We start from the raw sequence: 20,097 nt of genomic DNA, 5'->3' as shown, positions 1-20,097 counted from the left end.
CCCCAAAACAGAAACCCCACTCCTGCCGACCGATCAAGTCAGCAGAAATGGGGCTTATACGCCTAACGAGATTACTTCTCCGTGGAGAAGCTGAAGATCGTCGTGCTATGCCGAGGATGCCCCGGCTTCAACTCCGTCGAAGGAAACGCCGGATGGTTCGGCGAATCCGGAAAGTGCTGCGTCTCCAGGCAAAGGGCCGCGTTCTTCGGATACGAAGCCCCTCCCTTGCCCGGCTGCTTCCCGGTCAGGAAGTTCCCCGTGTAGAACTGCACGCCCGGCTCCGTCGTCATCACCGTCAGCACGCGCCCGGTCTTCGGATCCTCAACCTTAGCAGCTTCCTTCAGCACACCGGGTGTATCGCTGAGAACCCAGTTATGGTCATAGCCGCCAGCGATCTTCAACTGATCATTCGGATCATTGATGCGCGCGCCAATCGGCGTAGGCTTCCGGAAATCAAGCGGTGTGCCCGCAACCGACTCGATCCCAGTCGGAATGAGCCCCGAGTCCACCGGGGTATAGCGAGCCGCCGGGATCGTCAGCAGATCATCGAGAATCGTGCCGTTCCCCTCGCCCGAAAGGTTGAAGTAGGAGTGGTTCGTCAGGTTCACCACCGTATCCTTATCGGTCGACATCGAGTAGTCGATCTTCAACGCACTTCCCTTCAGCGTATAGGTCACGTGCGCGGTGAGCGTCCCCGGATACCCCTGGTCGCCATCCTTGCTCACAAGCGTCATCTCGACGCCATCCGGCACCTGCTTGCCCGTCCACACTAGAGAGTCGAAACCGATCAATCCGCCGTGCAGCGAATTGCCGTTATTGTTGGTCGGCACCTGGTAGTCATGCCCATCGAGCGAAAACTTGCCCTTCGCAATTCGGTTCCCATAGCGGCCAACGATAGCGCCGAAGTAGCTGTTGCCATCCTTCTGGTACTCCGCGACTGTGTCATATCCAAGCACCACATCCGCCACGTTTCCGTTACGATCCGGAACCTTCAGTGAGACGATCCGCGCTCCGAGCGTCATGATGCGCGCCTCGACCTTCCCGCTGGTCAGGGTGTAGATATCGACGGGCGTTCCGTTCTTGTCAGCACCAAAGCCGGCCTTCGTTACGGAGGCACCGGCAGAGAGAGTAGAGGCGGCGATGGTCATAGTAAGCAGAATAGCGCGTGCCAAGGTCATTGGTCAGGAGTCCTTTTACGTTGCAAATACGTTCGTAGGTTTGCCCGGCGCGGCTCGAATCGTCGCCGCACAGGTTGGCACGCCCACTATACGTGAACGCCCTCTCCGCGCGATAGCGCCCTCCGCCCGCGCCGCGTCGAGTACTATGGGAGCGTCCGGACCTGCATGCCGTACGATGCGCACACCATCCCAACCAACTACATTCCGAGGGTGACGGTTTCCATGAAATTCGATCGTATGCTGCGTACCGCTCTTGCTTCCCTGTCGCTTGCCCTGTGCTTCACCGGAGTCCCCGCCTTCGCCAAAAAGCCCCTGCCGGATATCTGGGTTGGCACCTGGGCCACATCGCCCATGGCGGCAACCAACAAAGATGCCCTCGGCACAACCGACATCACTCTTCGCCAGATCGTTCACATTTCCCTCGGCGGCGCCTACACGCGCGTCGTCCTAACCAATGAATTCGGCACCGAGCCTCTGATCGTTGGAGCCGTCCACGTCGCCCTGAGCTCTGGCGGAAGCGATATTGCTCTCACGTCGGCCAACTCCGTGACCTTCGGCGGAAGCCCAACCATCACTATCCCGCCCGGTGCGCTCGCCGTCAGTGACGGCTTCTCCCTGATGCTCAAACCCTTCGCCGACGTCGCCGTCAGCATCTTCCTTCCCGCCCAGAAGATCAGCCAGATCACCTCCCACGGCTTCGCTGACCAGACCAATTACATGGCCGACGGCAACATGGTCGGCAAGAGCACTCTCGCGGGAGCGAAGGAATTCACGAACTGGGACTTCCTCAAGGGCATAGACGTCCGCGTCTCGGCTGACGACGCCTCCATCGTCACCTTCGGCGACAGCATCACCGACGGAGCCCTCTCCACGCGTAACGCCAACGCCCGCTGGCCCGACGTTCTCGCCAAACGCCTCCACGACAACAAGAAGACCGCCGGCATGGGGATCCTCAACCAGGGCATCGGCGGCAATCGCATCCTGCACGACGGCACCGGCCCAAGCGCCCTAGCGCGCTTCGATCGCGATGTCATCGCCCAGGCGGGCGTGAAGTACGTCGTCGTGCTCGAAAGCATCAACGACATCGGCGGCGCCTACAACCCCAAGACGCCTCACGACATCGTCACCGCCGACGACCTCATCTCAGGCTTCAAGCAGATGGCCGAACGCGCCCACACGCACGGCATCAAGATCATCGGAGCCACCCTCACGCCTTACGTCGGAGCGGGCTACGCGTCGCCGGCGGGCGAGGCAGTACGCGTAGCCGTCAACACCTGGATCAAAACATCCAACATGCTCGACGGCGTGATCGACTTCGACAAAATGACCCAGGATCCAGCCAACCCGACGATGTTTCTTCCGGCATACGACAGCGGCGACCATCTCCATCCCAAGGACGCCGGCTACAAGGCCATGGGCGAAGGCATCGACCTGAAGCTCTTCGAAGACAAGAAGAAATAAAACAAAAGGGCAGGAGCCATAAAGCTCCCGCCCTCTCTTTTCAGCCGACAGAATTCTTACTGAAGCTCGATACCAGCGAAAAAGTAGCCGATCTCGAAGGCAGCCGTATCCTCGGCATCCGAGCCGTGGATGGCGTTCTCGCCGATCGAAGCCGCGAACTGCTTGCGGATCGTGCCCTCTTCCGCCTGTGCCGGGTTCGTCGCGCCCATCAGCTTGCGAAGGTCGGCGATGGCGTTGTCCTTCTCGAGCACCATCGGGAAGATCGGACCGGAGCTCATGAACTCCGTCAGCTCGCCGAAGAACGGACGCGCGGCATGCACGTGGTAGAAACCCTCGGCCTGCGCCTTCGAGATGGAGAGGCGCTTGATCGAAACGATCTTGAAGCCGGCCTTCTGGATTTCAGCGAGAATGGCGGCGGTATAGCCCTTGCGAACGGCGTCGGGCTTGATGATGCTGAATGTGCGCTGTGACAACGTGAGTCTCCTTGATGGGTCGCGGCGGCCGCTGCGGTTCGCCGCGCGCACTCGCAACTGTATCCTTCCAGTGTAAAGCAACGGTGTTGCAGGCCCGCGAATCGGCTGCTATCGGCAGCTCAGGAAGGAGCGTCCAAACCAGGATGAAGCGAATGGCCTGGATCTGGTTCGCGGGATGCGCCGCGTGGTTCCTCGACGCGGTCATCAGCCTAAGGCTGGGCAACATCCCCCACGCCAGCTGGCACTTCTGCTAGCCGCGACGTTCCTCGGCGCCGGTCTCTTCTACAGCCGGCAGCGACGATAGAACCAGCTACGCCTTGCCCAACACCCTGGCCATCGCCTCACCGATATCAGCCGGGGAAGTCACCACGTGAATGCCCGCGGCCTCCATCGCGATCATCTTTTCCTTGGCCGTACCCTCGCCGCCCGAGATGATCGCCCCGGCATGTCCCATACGCCTTCCCGGAGGAGCCGTCTGCCCGGCAATAAAGCCAACCACCGGCTTCCGCACATGCTCCTTGATGTACTTCGCGGCGGCCTCTTCCGCCGACCCGCCGATCTCGCCGATCATGATGATCGCCTCGGTCTCCGGATCCTCATTCAGCAGGCGCAGCGCATCGATATGTGTCGTCCCGATGATCGGGTCGCCACCAATCCCAATCGCGGTCGACTGCCCGATACCGCGCGTCGTGAGCTGATACACCGCCTCATACGTCAGCGTGCCCGACTTGGACACAATCCCAACCGAGCCTTCCTTGTGAATCCGTCCCGGCATGATGCCAACCTTGGCCTTGCCCGGCGATATCACACCAGGGCAGTTCGGCCCGATCAGCCGCGACTGAGAGTTCTTCACGACCTCCCACGTCTTCACCATGTCGAGCGTAGGAATGCCTTCGGTGATGCAGATCACCAGAGGAATCTTCGACCCAACCGCCTCAAGAATTCCATCCGCCGCGAACGGTGGCGGAACGAAGATCACGGTCACGTTCGCGCCAGTTTCCTTTACCGCCTCCTCGACGGTATTGAAGACCGGGAACCCCTCATGAATGGTCCCACCTTTACCCGGCGTCACACCGCCAACAACGTTGGTTCCATACTCCGCGCAACCCTTAGCGTGAAACGTGCCTTCGCGGCCCGTAATGCCCTGCACAATGAGACGAGTATTTTTATCGACCAGAACAGCCATTGCTATCTCCCGCCTTTCGCCGCGGCTACGGCCAGATCGGCGGCTTCCTTCATCGTCGTTCCAACCTGGAAATTCAACCCGGAGTCAGCCAGAATCTTCCGGCCCTCTTCGACGTTCGTCCCCTCAAGCCGGAGAATAATCGGAATCTGCACATTCAGCTTCTTGGCCGCGTTCACTACGCCCTGTGCCAGCACATCGACCCGCAGAATCCCGCCAAAGATATTGATGAAGATGGCTTTCACATTCGGATCGCTCAGCAGGATCCCGAATGCATTCTCAATCTGTTCCTGGTTCGCCCCGCCGCCGACATCGAGAAAGTTCGCCGCCTTGCCCCCGGCATACTCGATGATGTCCATCGTCGCCATCGCAAGCCCGGCGCCATTCACCATGCACGCGATCGACCCATCGAGCTTGATGTAGTTCAGCGCAAACTTCGAAGCCTCCACCTCAAGCGGATCTTCTTCCGCGAGGTCGCGAAGCTCCTTGAGATCCTTATGCCGGAACATCGCGTTGTCGTCGAAGTTGATCTTGCAATCGAGCGCGACCAGCTTGTCATCCTTCGTCGTGATGAAGGGGTTGATCTCCATCAGGGTCGAATCCGTATCGACAAAAGCCTTGTACAGCCCCATCATGAACGCGACGGCCTGGTTGATCTGTGTCGTCTTCAACCCAAGCTTGAACGCCAGCTTGCGAGCCTGGTAGGGCTGAAACCCGATTGCCGGCTCGATATATTCCTTGTAGATCAACTCCGGTGTAGCATGAGCAACTTCCTCGATCTCCATGCCGCCCGACTGCGAAGCCATAAACACGATCTTCGCAGAAGCCCGGTCCAGCACGATCCCGAGATAAAGCTCCCGATCGATCGCCGACCCTTCTTCAATCAGCAGCCTCTGCACCTTCTGCCCCTGCGGCCCTGTCTGGTGTGTCACAAGCTGCATCCCCAGGATCGCCTTCGAAGCCGCCTGCGCATCTTCCAGCGTCTTGACGACCTTGACGCCACCGCCCTTGCCGCGTCCGCCCGCATGAATCTGCGCCTTCACCACGACAACCTTGTTGCCCGCTGAGAACAACGCCTTGGCTGCCGTGTCCGCCTGCTCGAGCGTCGTCGCCATCTCGCCGCCCGGAACCGGCACGTTGTACTTCCGCAGAATCTCTTTTGCCTGATACTCGTGGATCTTCATGGGCCGTCCGCTCGTGTCCTTCTTATGCCAAACAGCATGAAGTGTAGCGGACGCGACGAACGAGCGGCAACCAAGCCGGATGAATATCGACGCATCCGTCCGCTTACCGAACACTCCAAACCTAGCTCTAACACCCTGCTACCCTTTTCCTATGTCGCTCAAGCCTTACCTCAAGCGCCTGATGGAAGAGCGAGCCACGCTCAGCCGTGACGAGGCGCGCGCACTGATGGAAACCGTATTTTCCGGCGGATCCTCCGAGATTGAACTCGCCGCCCTCTTCGGAGCACTCGGCAGCCGCGCCGAAGATCCTGCAGAACTCGCCGGTTTCGTCGACGCCATGCGCTCCGCCGCCACCACCCTGCCTCTCACCGGCGCCGAACGCGATACCCTCGTCGACACCTGCGGAACCGGTGGAGACCTCAGCGGAACCTTCAATATCTCCACCGCCGCCGCCCTCGTCGCCGCCGCTGCCGGAGCCTCTGTCGCTAAGCACGGCAATCGCGCCGTTACCTCCAAATCCGGCTCCGCGGACGTACTCGAAGCGCTCGGCATCCCCGTCAGTCTCACACCCCCGCGAGCAGCCGAAGCGCTCCGCCGCCACCGCTTCGCCTTCCTCCACGCCCCGGGCCACCACCCCGCCATGCGCGCCGTCATGCCCGTCCGCCGCGCCCTTGGCATCCGCACCGTCTTCCATGTTCTCGGTCCGCTCACCAACCCCGCCGGAGCCCGCGCCCAGGTGATGGGCGTCTATTCCCCCCATCTCGTCCCGATCGTCGCCGAAGCCATGGTCCTTCTCGGAACGAGGCACGCCTTCGTCGTCCATGGCGAAAGCGGCGACGGCACGGGGATGGACGAGATATCCATCGGTGGCCCAAGCTCCATCGCCGAAGTCCGTGACGGCAAGGTCATCCTCTCGACTTTTGCCCCGGAAGACGCCGGCCTCAAGCGAGCACTTCCCGGCCAACTCCACGGCGGAGACGCCACAGCCAACGCACAAATCCTCCGCTCCATCTTCGCCGGCGAACCCGGCCCGCACCGCGACGTGGTCCTCCTCAACGCCGCCGCCGTCCTCGTCACCGCGGGCCTAGCCGGAGACCTCCTCTCCGGCGTCAGCCTTGCCCGGCAGGCGATTGACAATGGTTCGGTCTCCCGTCTCATAACGGAACTATCCCTCGTTCCCCAGATATAAACCGTTTGTTCTTCAAGCGCCCCATCCATCTCGTTGACTTTTTGATGGCCTATTCCACACGCCGCGAGGTATTGTGGTGGGCGCAAGATGGATGCCTTCTGGGAACGTTGCCAGAGAGGACAAGAAATTTTGGTTTGTCGTACTTTTGGGGTGGTGGAATGGCACGTGTTACCGGGATCGGTGGGATCTTTCTCAAGGCGCGCGATCCAAGGGCGCTGGCGCAGTGGTATGCGCAGCACCTCGGAGTTGCACTGACGGATTACGGTGGAATCAACTTTCTCTGGAGTGATGAGGTTCCCGAAAAGACCGGTATGACGGCGTGGTCGCTCTTTCCGGAGGATACGAAATACTTCGGACCCGGACCCCAGGCCTCCATGGTCAACTACCGCGTCGACGACATGGACGGTATGCTTGCCCAACTCGCCGCTGCCGGCGTCTGGATCGACCCCAACCCGGAGGACTACGTCTACGGGCGCTTCGCCTGGATCGTCGATCCAGAGGGCAATCGCATCGAGCTCTGGCAACCGCTTCCGATGACGGAAGAAGACCACGCGGCATATCTCGCCTGAGAATTTTCGCCGGGTATTCCACCGGGGTCTGCGCGGTTAACATGAGATTCATGAACCATCTCAACTCGGGCCGCGCCGACGTGGGCCGTATCGAAGTCATCACCGGACCCATGTTCTCCGGCAAAAGCGAAGAGCTCATCCGCCGGCTCAAGCGCGCTCGCATTGCCCGCCAGCGTGTCGCCTGCTTCAAGCCCGACATTGACCTTCGCTATCATCGCACTGCGATCTCGAGCCATAGCTCTCAGACCCACGAGGCCGAAACCGTCGCCAACGTCGAGCGCCTCCGCGACTCGCTCTACCCGCAGCTTCACGAAGTTGAGGTTATTGGCCTCGACGAAGCCCAGTTTTTCGACGACAGCATCATCCCCCTCGCCGTCGAACTCGTTCACGTCGGCAAGCGTGTCATCCTCGCCGGTCTCGACACGACCTTCAACGCCGAGCCCTTCGGCCCCATTCCCGCCATCATGGCCATTGCGGACGAAGTTACTAAGCTGTCCGCCGTCTGCATGGTCTGCGGCTCTCCGGCCATCCATACCCAGCGTTTAGGATCGAGTCAGGAGCTGGTTGTCGTCGGCGCAGCCGGTATGTACGAAGCCCGCTGCCGCGCTTGCTTCCAGCCTTTTGTCGACGAAAACGCATCCGAGCAACTCGAACTCCCAGCAATCCAGCAGCTTTAAGCCTGTCTTTCCGCTCTTGTGTCCCAGCCCAGGCAAAAGGTGCCCCATCTTCGCCGACGGCTTGAGCATCGGCTAATGTGGGAACGTAGAACGCTCAATAGCGCCTTTGTCCTTGTTCGAACCCTCAGTGCTTAGCCACCAATTCCATCACATCTTTGCGCAGCGCCGCTGAACTCGCCGGACGGCTATAAAACATGTGCCCACCCGGATATTCATGTACCTGCACCCGCGTAGGATCCCCGAGCAAAGGCATCTGGTCTACCGTCAGAATCGACCCCATGAACGGGCAGGAGAGGTCGTTCCATCCGTGCACGATCAGCACCCGCATCTTCGTGTCGGCTGACACTGCCTCCCGCAGATCCTCCACCGCTCCCTGTCGCAACTCGGCGCTGTCAAAATCCCAGTTCCGGTTGACATCGCCGGATAGCGCTTCATACCGTGCATCGACTTTCCACCCAACGGTCTGTGTCACGAAGTTCACCATCGCTGTCGTCGTCGGAGCGATGATGCTCTCAAGTATCGGATCGTTCGACCTCTGGTCCGGGTCATACGGAAACGGATCCGGAGCCGTCACGTTCGGGTCGTATCGGCTGCCAAGTTTCCCTTCGGCCCGGAAGACCTCCCGAAGATATGCCTGCGTCTCCAGCCGTCCACCCGCCCGCTTCACAAAGATGGGATCCAGGCCCGTGATCTCGGTCACATGCTGAATCATCTTCTGCGTCGCCTCGGGATCGGAGCGCCCACGCATAAGCGCCGAAGCATAGTCGCCGCGCGTATATGAGATCACCGGATCCATCGAAACCTGCGAAAGTGCATGCTCTCGCTCCTGCCGCGCCGCCACGATCGAAGGCAGAGTCATCATCCACGGAAGCGGCGAAAGATCTGCATTCGCCTCCTGCTGAGGATTCAGATACGGCGAAACCAGCACCACTCCATTCATCGCCACACCAAGCTGTGTCTGCAGATAGTGCGTCACCCTCGGCCCGCGATACCCGCCATAGCTCTCGCCGACGAAGTACTTCCGGCTCGTCATCCGCCCACTCTTCACCAGCCAATCGAAGACCACGCGCGAGAGGTAATGAATATCCTCGGCGGTCGCGTAGAACATCTTCTTCGCGTCAGCCTCGGGCACGAGCGCCCGGCTATATCCTGTCCCCACCGGATCGATGAAGACCAGATCCGTAAAATCGAGCCACGTTCCAGGGTTGTCCAGCAGCGTCGCCGGATCCGAAGGACTGTCTCCCTCCGAACCGAACGCAACCCGCTTCGGCCCGATCGCCCCAAGGTTGAGATACACCGACGAAGCCCCAGGGCCGCCGTTCATCGCGAACGTCACCGGCCTGTCCTTGCCTTCTACGGTATAAGCCGTGAACACAACGTCCGCCGCAGGCTTGCCGTCCTTGCCCTTGATCTGGATCGTCCCGACAGTCGCCGTGTAGTGCAGCGTCTTCCCATCAACCTGCACGGTCTGCTGCACATGTGCATCCGGAGGCAGGGGCGGGGGTGTTGCAGGAGGCGTCACCTGCTTCGCCTCGTCAGGCTTCGCCGGAGGCGCTTGCTGCGCGAAGGTATTCGAAGAGAGCGAGAGAACGGCGGCAAGACTAACCGTGGCCGCAAGACGGGCAACGTGCGAAGTGCTCATCGAATCACCATACATGGAGGTTGCGGCCTCATGAAACATCTTCCGCGACCCGCTGGAGTAGTCTGTTGGGGAGCACCTCACGCATCTCAAACCGTCTTTGGAGAGATCAAGACCATGCGCCGTCCCGTTGCAGCAGTCCTTACCCTCGCCCTCTGTTCCATGCCAGCCTTCGCCAAAGCCAAGGATGCAGTGACCGTTCCGATCAAGACCTCGACTGGGGAAGACGCCGGAATGGCCGTCTTCTCGCCCACCAAGAAAGGTGTGGAGGTCAAGGTAAAACTCAAGAACCTGCCTATCGGCGACCACGCCATCCACATCCACCAGAAGCCCCTCTGCGAGGGCCCCGACTTCAAGTCCGCCGGTGGCCACTTCAACCCGGACGGCAAGCAGCACGGCCTCGACAACCCCATGGGCCACCATAATGGCGATCTCGGCAAGAACATCACCATCGGCGAGCAGCACACCGGCGAGATCACCTACAAGGTCGACTATCTCTCCATGACCCCGGGGGCTCCGAACTCCATCTTCGGCACCTCCATCATGATTCACGAAAAGGCCGACGACCAGAAGACCGATCCAACCGGAGCCGCCGGAAACCGCATCGCGTGCGGAGTCATCAACGCCCCCACGCCCTAGTCGTCCTTCAACTCAAAGCCTACGGAACAACCTCGAACGCCCATGCGTACTGTCAGCATGGGCGTTCTACACATCGCGATTCCGTCTCTCGGCGCACCCCACCGGCCGTTTCCCTTCCCGCGCACACCCAGAGCGGCGAGTCCGGCCCCGCGAACCACGCACCGCCCTGTCGCTCCAGCGACCTCCACCCCGCCGTCCATCGACGCAAAGGGTACACTTCTCACATCCCAGAGGAGTGAACCCGCACCGTTGGAGCGTACGCCGGAACAGGATGCCGCGCAGGAGATACTCGCCAGGCTGGTGCGCCAGTGCATGGCCGGCGATCAGCACGCCTGGCAGCAGCTCGTCGCGACCCAGCATCGCCGCATCTACGCCATCTGCTACCGCTTCACCGGCTCCTCCTGCGACGCCGAAGACCTCACCCAGGACGTCTTCCTCAAGCTCTACAAGAACCTCGCCAGCTTCGACACCCAGAAGGGCAGCTTCCAGACCTGGATCACCACCCTCGCCCGCAATCTGCTCGTCGACCACTTCCGCCGCACCCGCCTCGACCGCGCCAGCGACTCCCTCGACGCATCCTACGACGGAGACGAGGACGGCCCCACCATGGGCGACCGCCTCGCCGACACCCGTCCCACACAGGAGCATCACGTCGCCGGCATGGAGCTCAAGGTCCGCATCCAGGAAGCCCTCAAACAACTCTCTCCCGAACTCCGCGAGGCTGTTATCCTTCGGGACCTCGAAGATATGGATTACAAAGAGATCGCCGAAGTCCTCCGCATTCCCGAGGGCACGGTAAAAAGCCGTATCAGCCGCGGTCGTGGTGAACTGGCACGGCTTTTGCAACGTATAGAAGGGCAGGTGGTTTAAGTGGCCGAGATGAGTCAATTCGGAAGCACCAAACCGGGAAATCCGCAGGTCTGCGCCCAGTGCGAGGCGTTGCTGATGGACGCGCTTGACCGCACGGCCTCACCAGAAGACCAGGCTTTCTTCGATCGTCACCTCGCGAGCTGCACTGCCTGCAGCCGCATGTTCATGGACGCCAAGCGTGGCGGGGCGTGGATCGAGATGCTCCGCAACCCGCGCCCCGAACCCTCGGCCGACCTCTTCAGCCGCATTATCGCCCAGACCAGCGGCCTGCAAGCCGCCGAAGACGCCTCCACCACAACGGCGGTAGCCCCGTCCTCCGTTACGGTCATGAGCGAGTTTGTCCCCGTCGCCATGCCTCCCGTGGCCCCGAGCCCGTCTCTCTACAATCGCCCCGCTCTCCCGGCCGACTTCCCCGGAGCCAAGGTCCTCCCCTTCCGCCTCCGCGCCGCCGCCCAGGGCTTCGCCCACACCATGCTGCAGCCGCGCCTCGCGATGACGGCCGCCATGGCTTTCTTCTCGATCGCCCTCACGCTCAACCTCACCGGCGTCCATCTCAGCGCGCTCACCGCCGAAGACCTCAAGCCTTCCGCCATCCGCAAGAGCTTCTATGAGGCCAACGCCCACGTCGTCCGTTACTGCGACAACCTCCGCGTCGTCTACGAGCTCGAAGCCCGCGCCCACGATCTCCGCTCCACCTCCGACGATCTCCCGGCCCCCGCGCCCGACAATCCCGCCGACCCCAAGAGCCGCCCGGACGACAAGCCCGAAGAGCAGAAGACCCGTCCCAAGCCTGGCCCCGGCACAAGCCGCCGGGAGCCGCTCTTCCGCGACGACCTCTACCGCGCCGCTCTCGTTCTACCGAACACTGACCCCATCACTTTGACCCTTGTAAACCTTTCCCCGGTAACCGCCGGCACCTCCAAAGTTCAAATCATTCCGAAAGGAGATCTGGCATGAACGACACCTATCAACCCGATCCAACGCAGCAACTAGCCTTTTGCCAGATCTGCGGGAGGGCGGTCGCCTCCGACGCCGATCGCCTGGCAGGCCGGGCCTTCGCCTGTGGCCTCTGCAATGAGACCAAACTCGCCGCCCCAGCCTCTACCGGCTACACCTATCCCGGCCCCGAGCCCACGTCCGGCCCCTCCACAGCATCCGGCGGCGGCATTCCTCCCGGAGCGATGCCGCCCTACCCCCCACCACCCTCGCCCGCCGGGGACGTCCCCAATCCCGGCCTCGCCGCCCTCCTCGGCCTCATCCCCGGCGTCGGAGCCATGTACAACGGCCAGTACGCCAAGGGAATCGTCCACCTCGTCGTCTTCGCCGTCCTCTCGAGCCTCGTCGACTCGAACGGCATCTTCCTCCTCTTTGTCTTCGGCTGGGTCGCCTACCAGTCCATCGAGGCCCACCACACCGCCCGCGCCCGCCGCGATGGAACCCCGCTCCCCAACCCCTTCGGCCTCAACGACATCGGCGAGAAGCTCGGCTTCGGCAAAGCCTGGCCCAACTACCCCAGCAACCCCCAGACCCCGCCGCCGCCCCCGGGCGCCGCTGCCCCAAACGCCCCGCCCCCACCCACAGGCGCTCCAACCTCCAACTGGGGAGCCCCATGGGAGAGCTACCGTTACGCTCCCCCGCCGGTCCCGCCCTACACCGCCCCACCGGTGCCCCCTTACACGCAGCAGCAGGCACCAAACTACCCGCCCTACCAGCCCGTTACCCCGCCGCCCTTCGCCGGCGAGACCTACGTGCCGTTCGACCCGAACGCCGAGCCCCCCTATCCCGCGCCGCGCCACCGCTTCCCTGCCGGGGCCATCTGGCTCATCGCCCTCGGGACCCTCTTTCTCCTCAACACCTCGGGCATCTTCCGTGGCATCAACTTTCGCTTCTTCCTGCCGCTCTTCTTCATCGGTATCGGCATCTGGCTCTTCATCAATCGGATGACGCGCACCGGCCACAGCCTCGCCGATGACGGCAGCCCCGAATACCGCGTCCGCCTCTTCCGTGCGGCACGTGGAACCGTCTGGCTCATCCTCGTAGGTGTCATCTTCTTTCTGGACGACTTCAACATCTTGAACTGGGGCCGAAGCTGGCCGCTCTTCCTCATCCTCGCCGGTGTCATGGCCTTCGTCGAGCGGGCCGTCTATCGCGGAGCCGGTCCAACGCCCTACAACTACGGTCCGCCCAACCCGCCCGTGCCGCCTTCGACCTACACCCCGAACCCGGGAACCGCCATCGTCCCCACCGAAACCGCACCCTCAACCAACTCTCAGGAAGGAAGGTAGATCATGGCCGGCGCACCCCCACCCTATCCTCCTCCGTATCCGCCTCAGGGCGATTGGAAATATCAGCGCCGCGTCATGCGGGAACAGGCCAAGGCCCAGCGCGACATCTCCCGCGAACACTGGAAGGCCTACCGCGACCAGCAGCGCTTCCAGGCTCGCGGCACCCGCAGCAGCTCCATCCTCGGCCCAATCCTCCTCATCACCGTCGGAGTCATCTTCCTCCTCCTCCGCATCGGCCGCCTTGACTACACCGACGTCGGCATCTGGTACGGACGCTGGTGGCCCATGCTCCTCCTCGCCGGAGGCATCGTTCTCCTCGCCGAGTGGATCTTCGACCGTTCCCGCCCCGCCGACCATCCCTACGCCAACCGCAGCCGCATCGGCGGCGGCGTCATCTTCCTGCTCTTCCTTCTCTGCATCCCCGGCATCATCCTCAGCGCCTCCCACGGCGATCTTCACTCACTCGCTCACGGCTTCTCCATCAACGACGACAATATGGAAGAGTTCATGGGCGACCGTCACGAGAGCGATCAGCCCCTCGACCAGGCCTTCCCCGCCGGGACCAGCCTCTCCGTCAACAATCCGCACGGCGACGTCTACGTCACCGGAACCAGCGAAGACGGCCAGATCCACGTCGGCGTCCACAAGCAGGTCTTCACCCGCTCCGACTCCGACGCCGCCGACAAGGCCAGCCGTCTCTCCCCCACCCTCACCACCTCCGGCCTCGTCATGTCCCTCAACGTCCCCAACCTCGACGGAGCCCGAGCCGACCTCACCATCACCCTCCCCAACACCGCCGGGGCCACCGTCACCGCAGACCACGGCAACGTCCACGTCAACACCCTCAAGGCGCCCGTCACCATCACCTCGAATCACGGCGACGTCGAAGTCAACGCTATCGGCGGATCGGTCATCGCCCACATCAACAATCGCGGCTCCTCCTTCGACGCCCGAGGCGTCACCGGCTCCCTCACCCTCGAAGGCAACTGCCGCGACACCGATATCGCCGACGTCCACGGGGCCGTCTCACTCAACGGAGATTTCTTCGGCAAGACTCACTTCGAGCACATCGGCAGCTCCGTTCGCTTCCACACCAGCCGCACCGACTTCCAACTCGCCCGCCTCGACGGCGAGGTTGACATCACCCGTGGCGACCTGACCGCCGACCAGATCCAGGGTCCCGTCTCCCTCAGCGCCCGCAGCTACAACGTCACCCTCGACCGCGTAGCCGGTGACGTCTCCGTCACTACCAGCGACGGCTCCGTAGACGTCACCGCCGCGCCTCCCATGGGCAACCTCACCATCCAGAATCGCAACGGCGAGGTCAACGTCACCGTCCCCGAACACGCCAACTTTGCCGTCCAGGCCGAAACCCGCGAGGGCGAGGTTGAAACCGACTTTCCTCTCCAGCACTCCGACGACGATAAGGTCAGCAAGCTAACCGGAACGGTAGGCACCGGCGGCTCCCTCATCCGCATCAACACCACCCAGAACGACATCTCGGTCAAGAAGGGCATAGTAGCCCCCCTCCCACCACCAGCCCCACCCATCACGCTTACCCCACCCGCCGCCCCTGAATCCCCCGCAGCCCCATCCACCCGCCACTCAACCAAGCCAAGGCCCCCCTCGGCGGAAGCCGCCGGCCCAGTCATCTAGCCGCACGCAAATACGGCTCCCGCCGCCGTTGCTGTTGCCTATTTGTCTGTCATTCCCAAAGGGAATCTGCGTCTGCCGTTGCTCTTTCTCTTGCCGTTGCCCGTCCACGCCGTGCCGTCGCAGCCACCGTTGCCGTTCCCGTATCGTTGTTCTTGCCGTTGCAGACTCTACGTCGTCATCTTTGGCGAAGCGAAGGACCCCTGTATTTAGCCGTTCCCTAACCAAAGACGATTTACACTAACCTCCGTCTAACCGCTCAGAGGAGGTGAGTCCGTTGGGACCAATCCTTAAATCTCTGTTGATCGCCGCTTTGCACGTACCCCTCCTCACCATCCAGGACGCCCAATCTCCCCCAAAGGCCTCCCGCCTCATCTCCATCGGCGAAACCAGATTCGATTTCCTCTACGGAGTCATGCTCAACTCCTGCATGGTGGTGCGTACGGACGGGCGTTTCCACTTGGAAACCCGGCTCCAAAAGCTTCCAAATACCTTCTCGACCCCCCACGTCTACGAGGCGACATTCGACAGCTTTCAAATGACACGCCTGCAAAGCCTCCTCGGCGCACAGGATCTGCTCAACGCCCCGTCCTTTCAACTTCCCCGTCTTCCGGTCACAGTACCGCGCTTTGCAGTATTTCAGCTCGAGCGTCAAAAGTCCGATGAGATGCGAACCAACGGCTATGTCGCCTGGGACGAACGAACCGGACACGAGACCGAGTCGCCTGACGCCAGTCCACCCACCCTGAAGCAGCAGTGGCAGCAATCCCGCGCCGCGCTCAACCCGATGGAATCCTGGTTCCATGAAGTACAGAGCTTGAAGTGGCCAGAAATCAAAGCCACTGACACAGGCCACTGCGTCGACTGAGCCACCGAGAAACTCTATTTGCCTTTGCCCGGCGTCGAACTGCCGTTGCGTCCGCCGTTCCTGCGGCAGACACGACAAAGCCCCAACCGAAGTTGGGGCTTTGTCCGAGATAATGCCGGCGATCACCTAATCTCCCACACACTTACGCGTGCAGTACCATCGGCCCAACGAGGCTTAACTTCCGTGTTCGGGATGGGAACGGGTGTGACCCTCGCGGTAAACTCACCGGCAAACTTGAGAATTTCGCTCTCGCGATCTTCCACAACTGAATAGATTGGGTTGTTACTTGGGTATTTCGTAGTTTCTTCCAAAAGATATAACTACAAAGCTTGTGTTGAATGAATTCAGAACAGTGGACAATTTATCAGAACAACGGTGCGTTGTTATGAGTTGTTTCTGTGCCGAGTAAATTCTATGGACAAGCCGAACGGGCGATTAGTACTGGTAAGCTACACGCATTACTGCGCTTCAACCTCCAGCCTATCAACCAGGTGGTCTTCCTGGGCCCTTCATTTCCCTTTTGGGTTGGGAGATCTCATCTTAGAGCGTGCTTCCCGCTTATATGCATTCAGCGGTTATCACAACCGAACTTCGCTACCCAGCCGTGCCCTTGGCAGGACAACTGGAACACAAGAGGTTCGTCCATCCCGGTCCTCTCGTACTAAGGACAGCCCTCTTCAAATCTCCTACGCCCACAGCAGATAGAGACCGAACTGTCTCGCGACGTTCTGAACCCAGCTCACGTACCACTTTAATAGGCGAACAGCCTAACCCTTGGAACCTTCTACAGCTCCAGGATGTGATGAGCCGACATCGAGGTGCCAAACCGAAGCGTCGATATGAACTCTTGGCTTCGATCAGCCTGTTATCCCCGGCGTACCTTTTATCCGTTGAGCGATGGCCCTTCCATACAGAACCACCGGATCACTAAGGCCTGCTTTCGCATCTGCTCGACTTGTAGGTCTCGCAGTTAACCACACTTATGCCTTTGCACTCGACGGTCGATTTCCAAACGACCTGAGTGTAGCTTCGCGCGCCTCCGTTACAATTTAGGAGGCGACCGCCCCAGTCAAACTACCCGTCTTACTATGTCCCTCTCCCCGATGAGGGGAGCAGGTTAGAATCACAACAATCGCAGGGTGGTATCTCACCGTTGGCTCCACCGAACCCAAAAGTCCGGTATCAAAGCCTCCCACCTATCCTGCGCAGCAATGGTCATAACTCATAGTAAAAGTATAGTAAAGGTGCACGGGGTCTTTTCGTCTAGCTGCGGGTAACCGGCATCTTCACCGGTACTACAAGTTCGCCGAGCAACTCGTTAAGACAGTCGAACGATCGTTACTCCATTCGTGCAGGTCGGAACTTACCCGACAAGGAATTTCGCTACCTTAGGACCGTTATAGTTACGGCCGCCGTTCACCGGGGCTTCAATTCAAAGCTTCGCCTTGCGGCTAACCTCTCCTTTTAACCTTCCGGCACCGGGCAGGAGTCAGCCCCTATACGTCGTTTTTGACTTTGCAGAGACCTGTGTTTTTGTTAAACAGTCGCCGTTCGCGTTTCACTGCGGCCCCCTTAGGCTTGCACCCAGGGGGCGACCCTTCTCCCGAAGTTACGGGTCTAATTTGCCGAGTTCCTTAACAAGCTTTCACTCGAGCGCCTTTGGATATTCTCCTCGTCTACCTGTGTCGGTTTGTGGTACGGTTCCCAATCCCTCTCCTTAGAGGTTTTTCTTGGCAGCATGAAATCAGCAGCTTTCAGCCATACGGCTTACTGCTTTGTGCCTCACTGTTAAGACCAAACGGATTTGCCTGTCTGATCCAGCTTCACGCACATCGAACCCCATAGCCATAGGAGGTCCTGCTTATCCTTCTGCGTCACCCCATCGTATAACGAGGTATTGGGAGGTCCGGAATATTAACCGGATTTCCATCGTCTACGCCTTTCGGCCTCGACTTAGGGACCGCCTAACCCTGAGCGGATTAACCTTCCTCAGGAAACCTTAGACTTTCGGCGTGAAGGGTTCTCACCTTCATTATCGCTACTTATGCCGGCAGGGTCTCTTCTCTAATGTCCACGTATCTTCCCAGTTACGCTTCATCCACGAGAGAATGCTCTCCTACCACGCACCCCTAAAAGGGATGCATTCGCTGCTTCGGTATACAGTTTTAGCCCCGTTGTATTGTCGGCACCGGACCGCTTGACCAGTGAGCTATTACGCTTTCTTTAAAGGATGGCTGCTTCTAAGCCAACCTCCTGGCTGTCTGAGCGTTCCGACTTCCTTTCCCACTTAACTGTAATTTTGGGACCTTAGCAGGCGATCTGGACTGTTTTCCTCTTGACTGTGAAGCTTAGCCCCCACAGTCTGACTGCCGGGCTGGTTGTAATCGGCATTCGAAGTTTGGTTGGATTCAGTAAGCCGGAAAGCCCCCTAGTCCATCCATGTCTCTACCACCGATCCAAATCACCCGACGCTAGCCCTAAAGCTATTTCGGAGAGAACGAGCTATCACGGAATTTGATTAGCCTTTCACCCCTACCCTCAGCTCATCCGAGCTTTTTTCAACAAACACCGGTTCGGTCCTCCAGTAGGTGTTACCCTACCTTCAACCTGGCCAAGGGTAGATCATCCCGCTTCGCGTCTATTCCTGCCAACTTAACGCCCTATTCAGACTCGCTTTCGCTGCGGCTCGCTCACGCTTAACCTTGCTGACAAGAATAACTAGCCGGCTCATTATGCAATAGGCACGCGGTCAGACATTCCCTTGCGGGCATAGTCCTCCCACTGCTTGTAGGCACACGGTTTCAGGTACTTTTCACTCCCCTCAATGGGGTGCTTTTCGCCTTTCCCTCACGGTACTGGTTCACTATCGGTCAGAAACGAGTATTTAGCCTTACGGGATGGTCCCCGTGGATTCAGACAGGGTTTCTCGTGCCCCGCCTTACTCAGGTGCCTGCTTCGAGTCTGGATCGCTTTCGCCTACGGGTCTGTCACCCTCTTTGGATCTCCTTTCCAGAAGATTCAGCTAGCAACCAGATTGGTAACTCTACTTATGCAGGTCCTACAACCCCCGAACCACCGAAATGGTACGGGTTTGGGCTGTTCCGATTTCGCTCGCCACTACTCTCGGAATCGAGGTTTCTTTCTCCTCCTGGGGGTACTGAGATGGTTCACTTCCCCCCGTTCGCTTATGCCGACCTATGTATTCAGTCGGATATACCATGGTTTTACCATGGTGGGTTTCCCCATTCGGAAATCTCCGGATCAATGCGTGTGTGCCGCTCCCCGAAGCTTATCGCAGCTTGCCGCGTCCTTCATCGCCTGTTTCTGCCAAGGCATCCACCGTGCGCCCTTAGTAGCTTGACCATAGAATTTACTCACACACAGAAAAAAGAAACCAACTCTAATCTCCCCATGCTCATAACTCCACGCGTCATTATTTTGATAATTTGTCCACGCCTGTGTCGTACTTCGAATTTGATGGTCAGCCTTGATTGCTCGTAGCTGCTTCTCTTATTCGTCGATAACACAATTCTTATATTCTAAAGACACTCAACACTGATTGACAGCTTACTCATCACCAGGAAATTACCCGGATGACCTTATAGGCTGCTCAGCCTTGTAGTTATATTTACCCAATCTATTCAGTTGTCAAAAATCGTAGAGCGTATCGCATTGCTGCGTATCGCTATCGCACCCTAAGGCGGCTCGAGCATTCCTGCTCAAGGTTCAATCACCGCATTTAGCAGTAACTCAACCTCAAGCAGACATCGCTTGATTACTATCGATAACTTTCGAAGAGGGATGGTGGAGCTGACCGGGATCGAACCGATGACATCCTGCTTGCAAAGCAGGCGCTCTCCCAACTGAGCTACAGCCCCATCGCTGTTCAGTATAGCAAACAGCACGGTAAAGGTGGTGGGCCTGGGTAGATTCGAACTACCGACCTCACCCTTATCAGGGGTGCGCTCTAACCAACTGAGCTACAGGCCCGGCAATCAACCGGTTATCCAGAGATTCTCAGTTGAATCGCTTGCTCTGTCGCCCGCAACCGGATCTCTCCGGTCGCGGGCTTTTGAGCTCTCTCGAAAGGTTTCGAGGACACAGTTGAACATGCAATACGGCTACGCCATATTTGACCGTCGATGTTGACAGAAGGCGAATAAGAGATGGTCTAGTTCAGGCTCGCACGAACTCGCCGAAGCTCGTTCGTACGGTACTCGGCACCACGG

Annotated in this window: 15 protein-coding genes, 2 tRNA genes and 2 rRNA genes; 10 read left to right on the top strand and 9 right to left on the bottom strand. The window is 59.7% G+C overall.

Annotated features, from left to right (window positions below; all coding sequences use genetic code 11):
* Nucleotides 1-71: 71 nt before the first annotated feature.
* On the bottom strand, nucleotides 72-1,178 hold the full coding sequence (locus tag GRAN_RS18750; protein WP_128914572.1) for an aldose epimerase family protein: 1,107 nt from the start codon (nucleotides 1,176-1,178) through the stop codon (nucleotides 72-74).
* Nucleotides 1,179-1,343: 165 nt separating this feature from the next.
* Here GRAN_RS18750 and GRAN_RS18745 point away from each other — a divergent pair, with 165 nt between their 5' ends.
* Nucleotides 1,344-2,639: an SGNH/GDSL hydrolase family protein gene (locus GRAN_RS18745; RefSeq protein ID WP_241654992.1), complete on the top strand. Its 1,296-nt coding sequence runs from the start codon at nucleotides 1,344-1,346 to the stop codon at nucleotides 2,637-2,639.
* Between the two features lie 56 nt (nucleotides 2,640-2,695).
* Here the strand turns inward: GRAN_RS18745 and ndk are convergent, their stop codons facing one another.
* From ndk to sucC, 3 genes are all read right to left on the bottom strand, one after another.
* A complete protein-coding gene (gene ndk / locus GRAN_RS18740; RefSeq protein ID WP_128914571.1) occupies nucleotides 2,696-3,112 on the bottom strand; it encodes a nucleoside-diphosphate kinase in 417 nt (138 codons plus the stop codon).
* Between the two features lie 310 nt (nucleotides 3,113-3,422).
* Nucleotides 3,423-4,298, bottom strand: coding sequence for a succinate--CoA ligase subunit alpha (gene sucD / locus GRAN_RS18735; protein ID WP_128914570.1), 876 nt, complete (start codon nucleotides 4,296-4,298; stop codon nucleotides 3,423-3,425).
* A 2-nt stretch (nucleotides 4,299-4,300) separates the two neighbouring features.
* The gene (gene sucC, locus GRAN_RS18730) at nucleotides 4,301-5,479 is read right to left on the bottom strand and encodes an ADP-forming succinate--CoA ligase subunit beta (RefSeq protein WP_128914569.1); all 1,179 of its coding nucleotides are present in this window, start codon (nucleotides 5,477-5,479) and stop codon (nucleotides 4,301-4,303) included.
* 79 nt (nucleotides 5,480-5,558) lie between these two features.
* Between sucC and trpD the strand changes: the two genes are divergently transcribed.
* The 3 genes from trpD to GRAN_RS18715 all read left to right on the top strand — a co-directional run bounded on the left by trpD (nucleotide 5,559) and on the right by GRAN_RS18715 (nucleotide 7,914).
* On the top strand, nucleotides 5,559-6,668 hold the full coding sequence (gene trpD / locus GRAN_RS18725) for an anthranilate phosphoribosyltransferase (protein ID WP_338323454.1): 1,110 nt from the start codon (nucleotides 5,559-5,561) through the stop codon (nucleotides 6,666-6,668).
* 158 nt (nucleotides 6,669-6,826) lie between these two features.
* Entirely contained in the window at nucleotides 6,827-7,237 is a 411-nt protein-coding gene (locus tag GRAN_RS18720) for a VOC family protein (RefSeq protein ID WP_128914568.1), read from the top strand.
* Between the two features lie 50 nt (nucleotides 7,238-7,287).
* Entirely contained in the window at nucleotides 7,288-7,914 is a 627-nt protein-coding gene (locus GRAN_RS18715) for a thymidine kinase (protein ID WP_128914567.1), read from the top strand.
* A 124-nt stretch (nucleotides 7,915-8,038) separates the two neighbouring features.
* On the opposite strand, the gene GRAN_RS18710 is transcribed toward GRAN_RS18715, so the two are convergent.
* Complete coding sequence (locus tag GRAN_RS18710; RefSeq protein ID WP_241654991.1) at nucleotides 8,039-9,556, bottom strand: S10 family peptidase; 1,518 nt, start codon at nucleotides 9,554-9,556, stop codon at nucleotides 8,039-8,041.
* Between the two features lie 114 nt (nucleotides 9,557-9,670).
* On the opposite strand from GRAN_RS18710, the gene GRAN_RS18705 reads away from it, so the two are divergent.
* From GRAN_RS18705 to GRAN_RS18680, 6 genes are all read left to right on the top strand, one after another.
* Nucleotides 9,671-10,192 (top strand): superoxide dismutase family protein, encoded by a 522-nt coding sequence (locus tag GRAN_RS18705; RefSeq protein ID WP_128914565.1) that lies wholly within the window; start codon nucleotides 9,671-9,673, stop codon nucleotides 10,190-10,192.
* Nucleotides 10,193-10,234: 42 nt separating this feature from the next.
* The gene (locus tag GRAN_RS18700) at nucleotides 10,235-11,062 is read left to right on the top strand and encodes an RNA polymerase sigma factor (RefSeq protein ID WP_241654989.1); all 828 of its coding nucleotides are present in this window, start codon (nucleotides 10,235-10,237) and stop codon (nucleotides 11,060-11,062) included.
* A 9-nt stretch (nucleotides 11,063-11,071) separates the two neighbouring features.
* Nucleotides 11,072-12,019 (top strand): zf-HC2 domain-containing protein, encoded by a 948-nt coding sequence (locus GRAN_RS18695; protein WP_128914564.1) that lies wholly within the window; start codon nucleotides 11,072-11,074, stop codon nucleotides 12,017-12,019.
* Nucleotides 12,016-13,347 (top strand): LiaF transmembrane domain-containing protein, encoded by a 1,332-nt coding sequence (locus GRAN_RS26415; protein ID WP_241654987.1) that lies wholly within the window; start codon nucleotides 12,016-12,018, stop codon nucleotides 13,345-13,347. Before GRAN_RS18695 ends, GRAN_RS26415 begins: the two co-directional genes overlap by 4 nt.
* A 3-nt stretch (nucleotides 13,348-13,350) precedes the next feature.
* The gene (locus GRAN_RS18685; protein ID WP_161571058.1) at nucleotides 13,351-15,003 is read left to right on the top strand and encodes a DUF4097 family beta strand repeat-containing protein; all 1,653 of its coding nucleotides are present in this window, start codon (nucleotides 13,351-13,353) and stop codon (nucleotides 15,001-15,003) included.
* 274 nt (nucleotides 15,004-15,277) lie between these two features.
* Nucleotides 15,278-15,868 (top strand): hypothetical protein, encoded by a 591-nt coding sequence (locus tag GRAN_RS18680; protein ID WP_128914563.1) that lies wholly within the window; start codon nucleotides 15,278-15,280, stop codon nucleotides 15,866-15,868.
* 113 nt (nucleotides 15,869-15,981) lie between these two features.
* Here GRAN_RS18680 and rrf read toward each other — a convergent pair.
* The 4 genes from rrf to GRAN_RS18660 all read right to left on the bottom strand — a co-directional run bounded on the left by rrf (nucleotide 15,982) and on the right by GRAN_RS18660 (nucleotide 19,858).
* Nucleotides 15,982-16,098, bottom strand: a 5S ribosomal RNA gene (gene rrf / locus GRAN_RS18675).
* A gap of 184 nt (nucleotides 16,099-16,282) precedes the next feature.
* Nucleotides 16,283-19,231: ribosomal RNA gene (locus tag GRAN_RS18670) — 23S ribosomal RNA — on the bottom strand.
* A 439-nt stretch (nucleotides 19,232-19,670) separates the two neighbouring features.
* A tRNA-Ala gene (locus tag GRAN_RS18665) sits at nucleotides 19,671-19,746 on the bottom strand.
* 35 nt (nucleotides 19,747-19,781) lie between these two features.
* A tRNA-Ile gene (locus GRAN_RS18660) sits at nucleotides 19,782-19,858 on the bottom strand.
* Nucleotides 19,859-20,097: the final 239 nt, after the last annotated feature.

It is taken from the genome of Granulicella sibirica (assembly GCF_004115155.1).
In the GTDB taxonomy this organism is placed as follows: Bacteria; Acidobacteriota; Terriglobia; order Terriglobales; family Acidobacteriaceae; genus Edaphobacter; species Edaphobacter sibiricus.
This window is presented reverse-complemented; position numbering and strand designations above follow the sequence as displayed.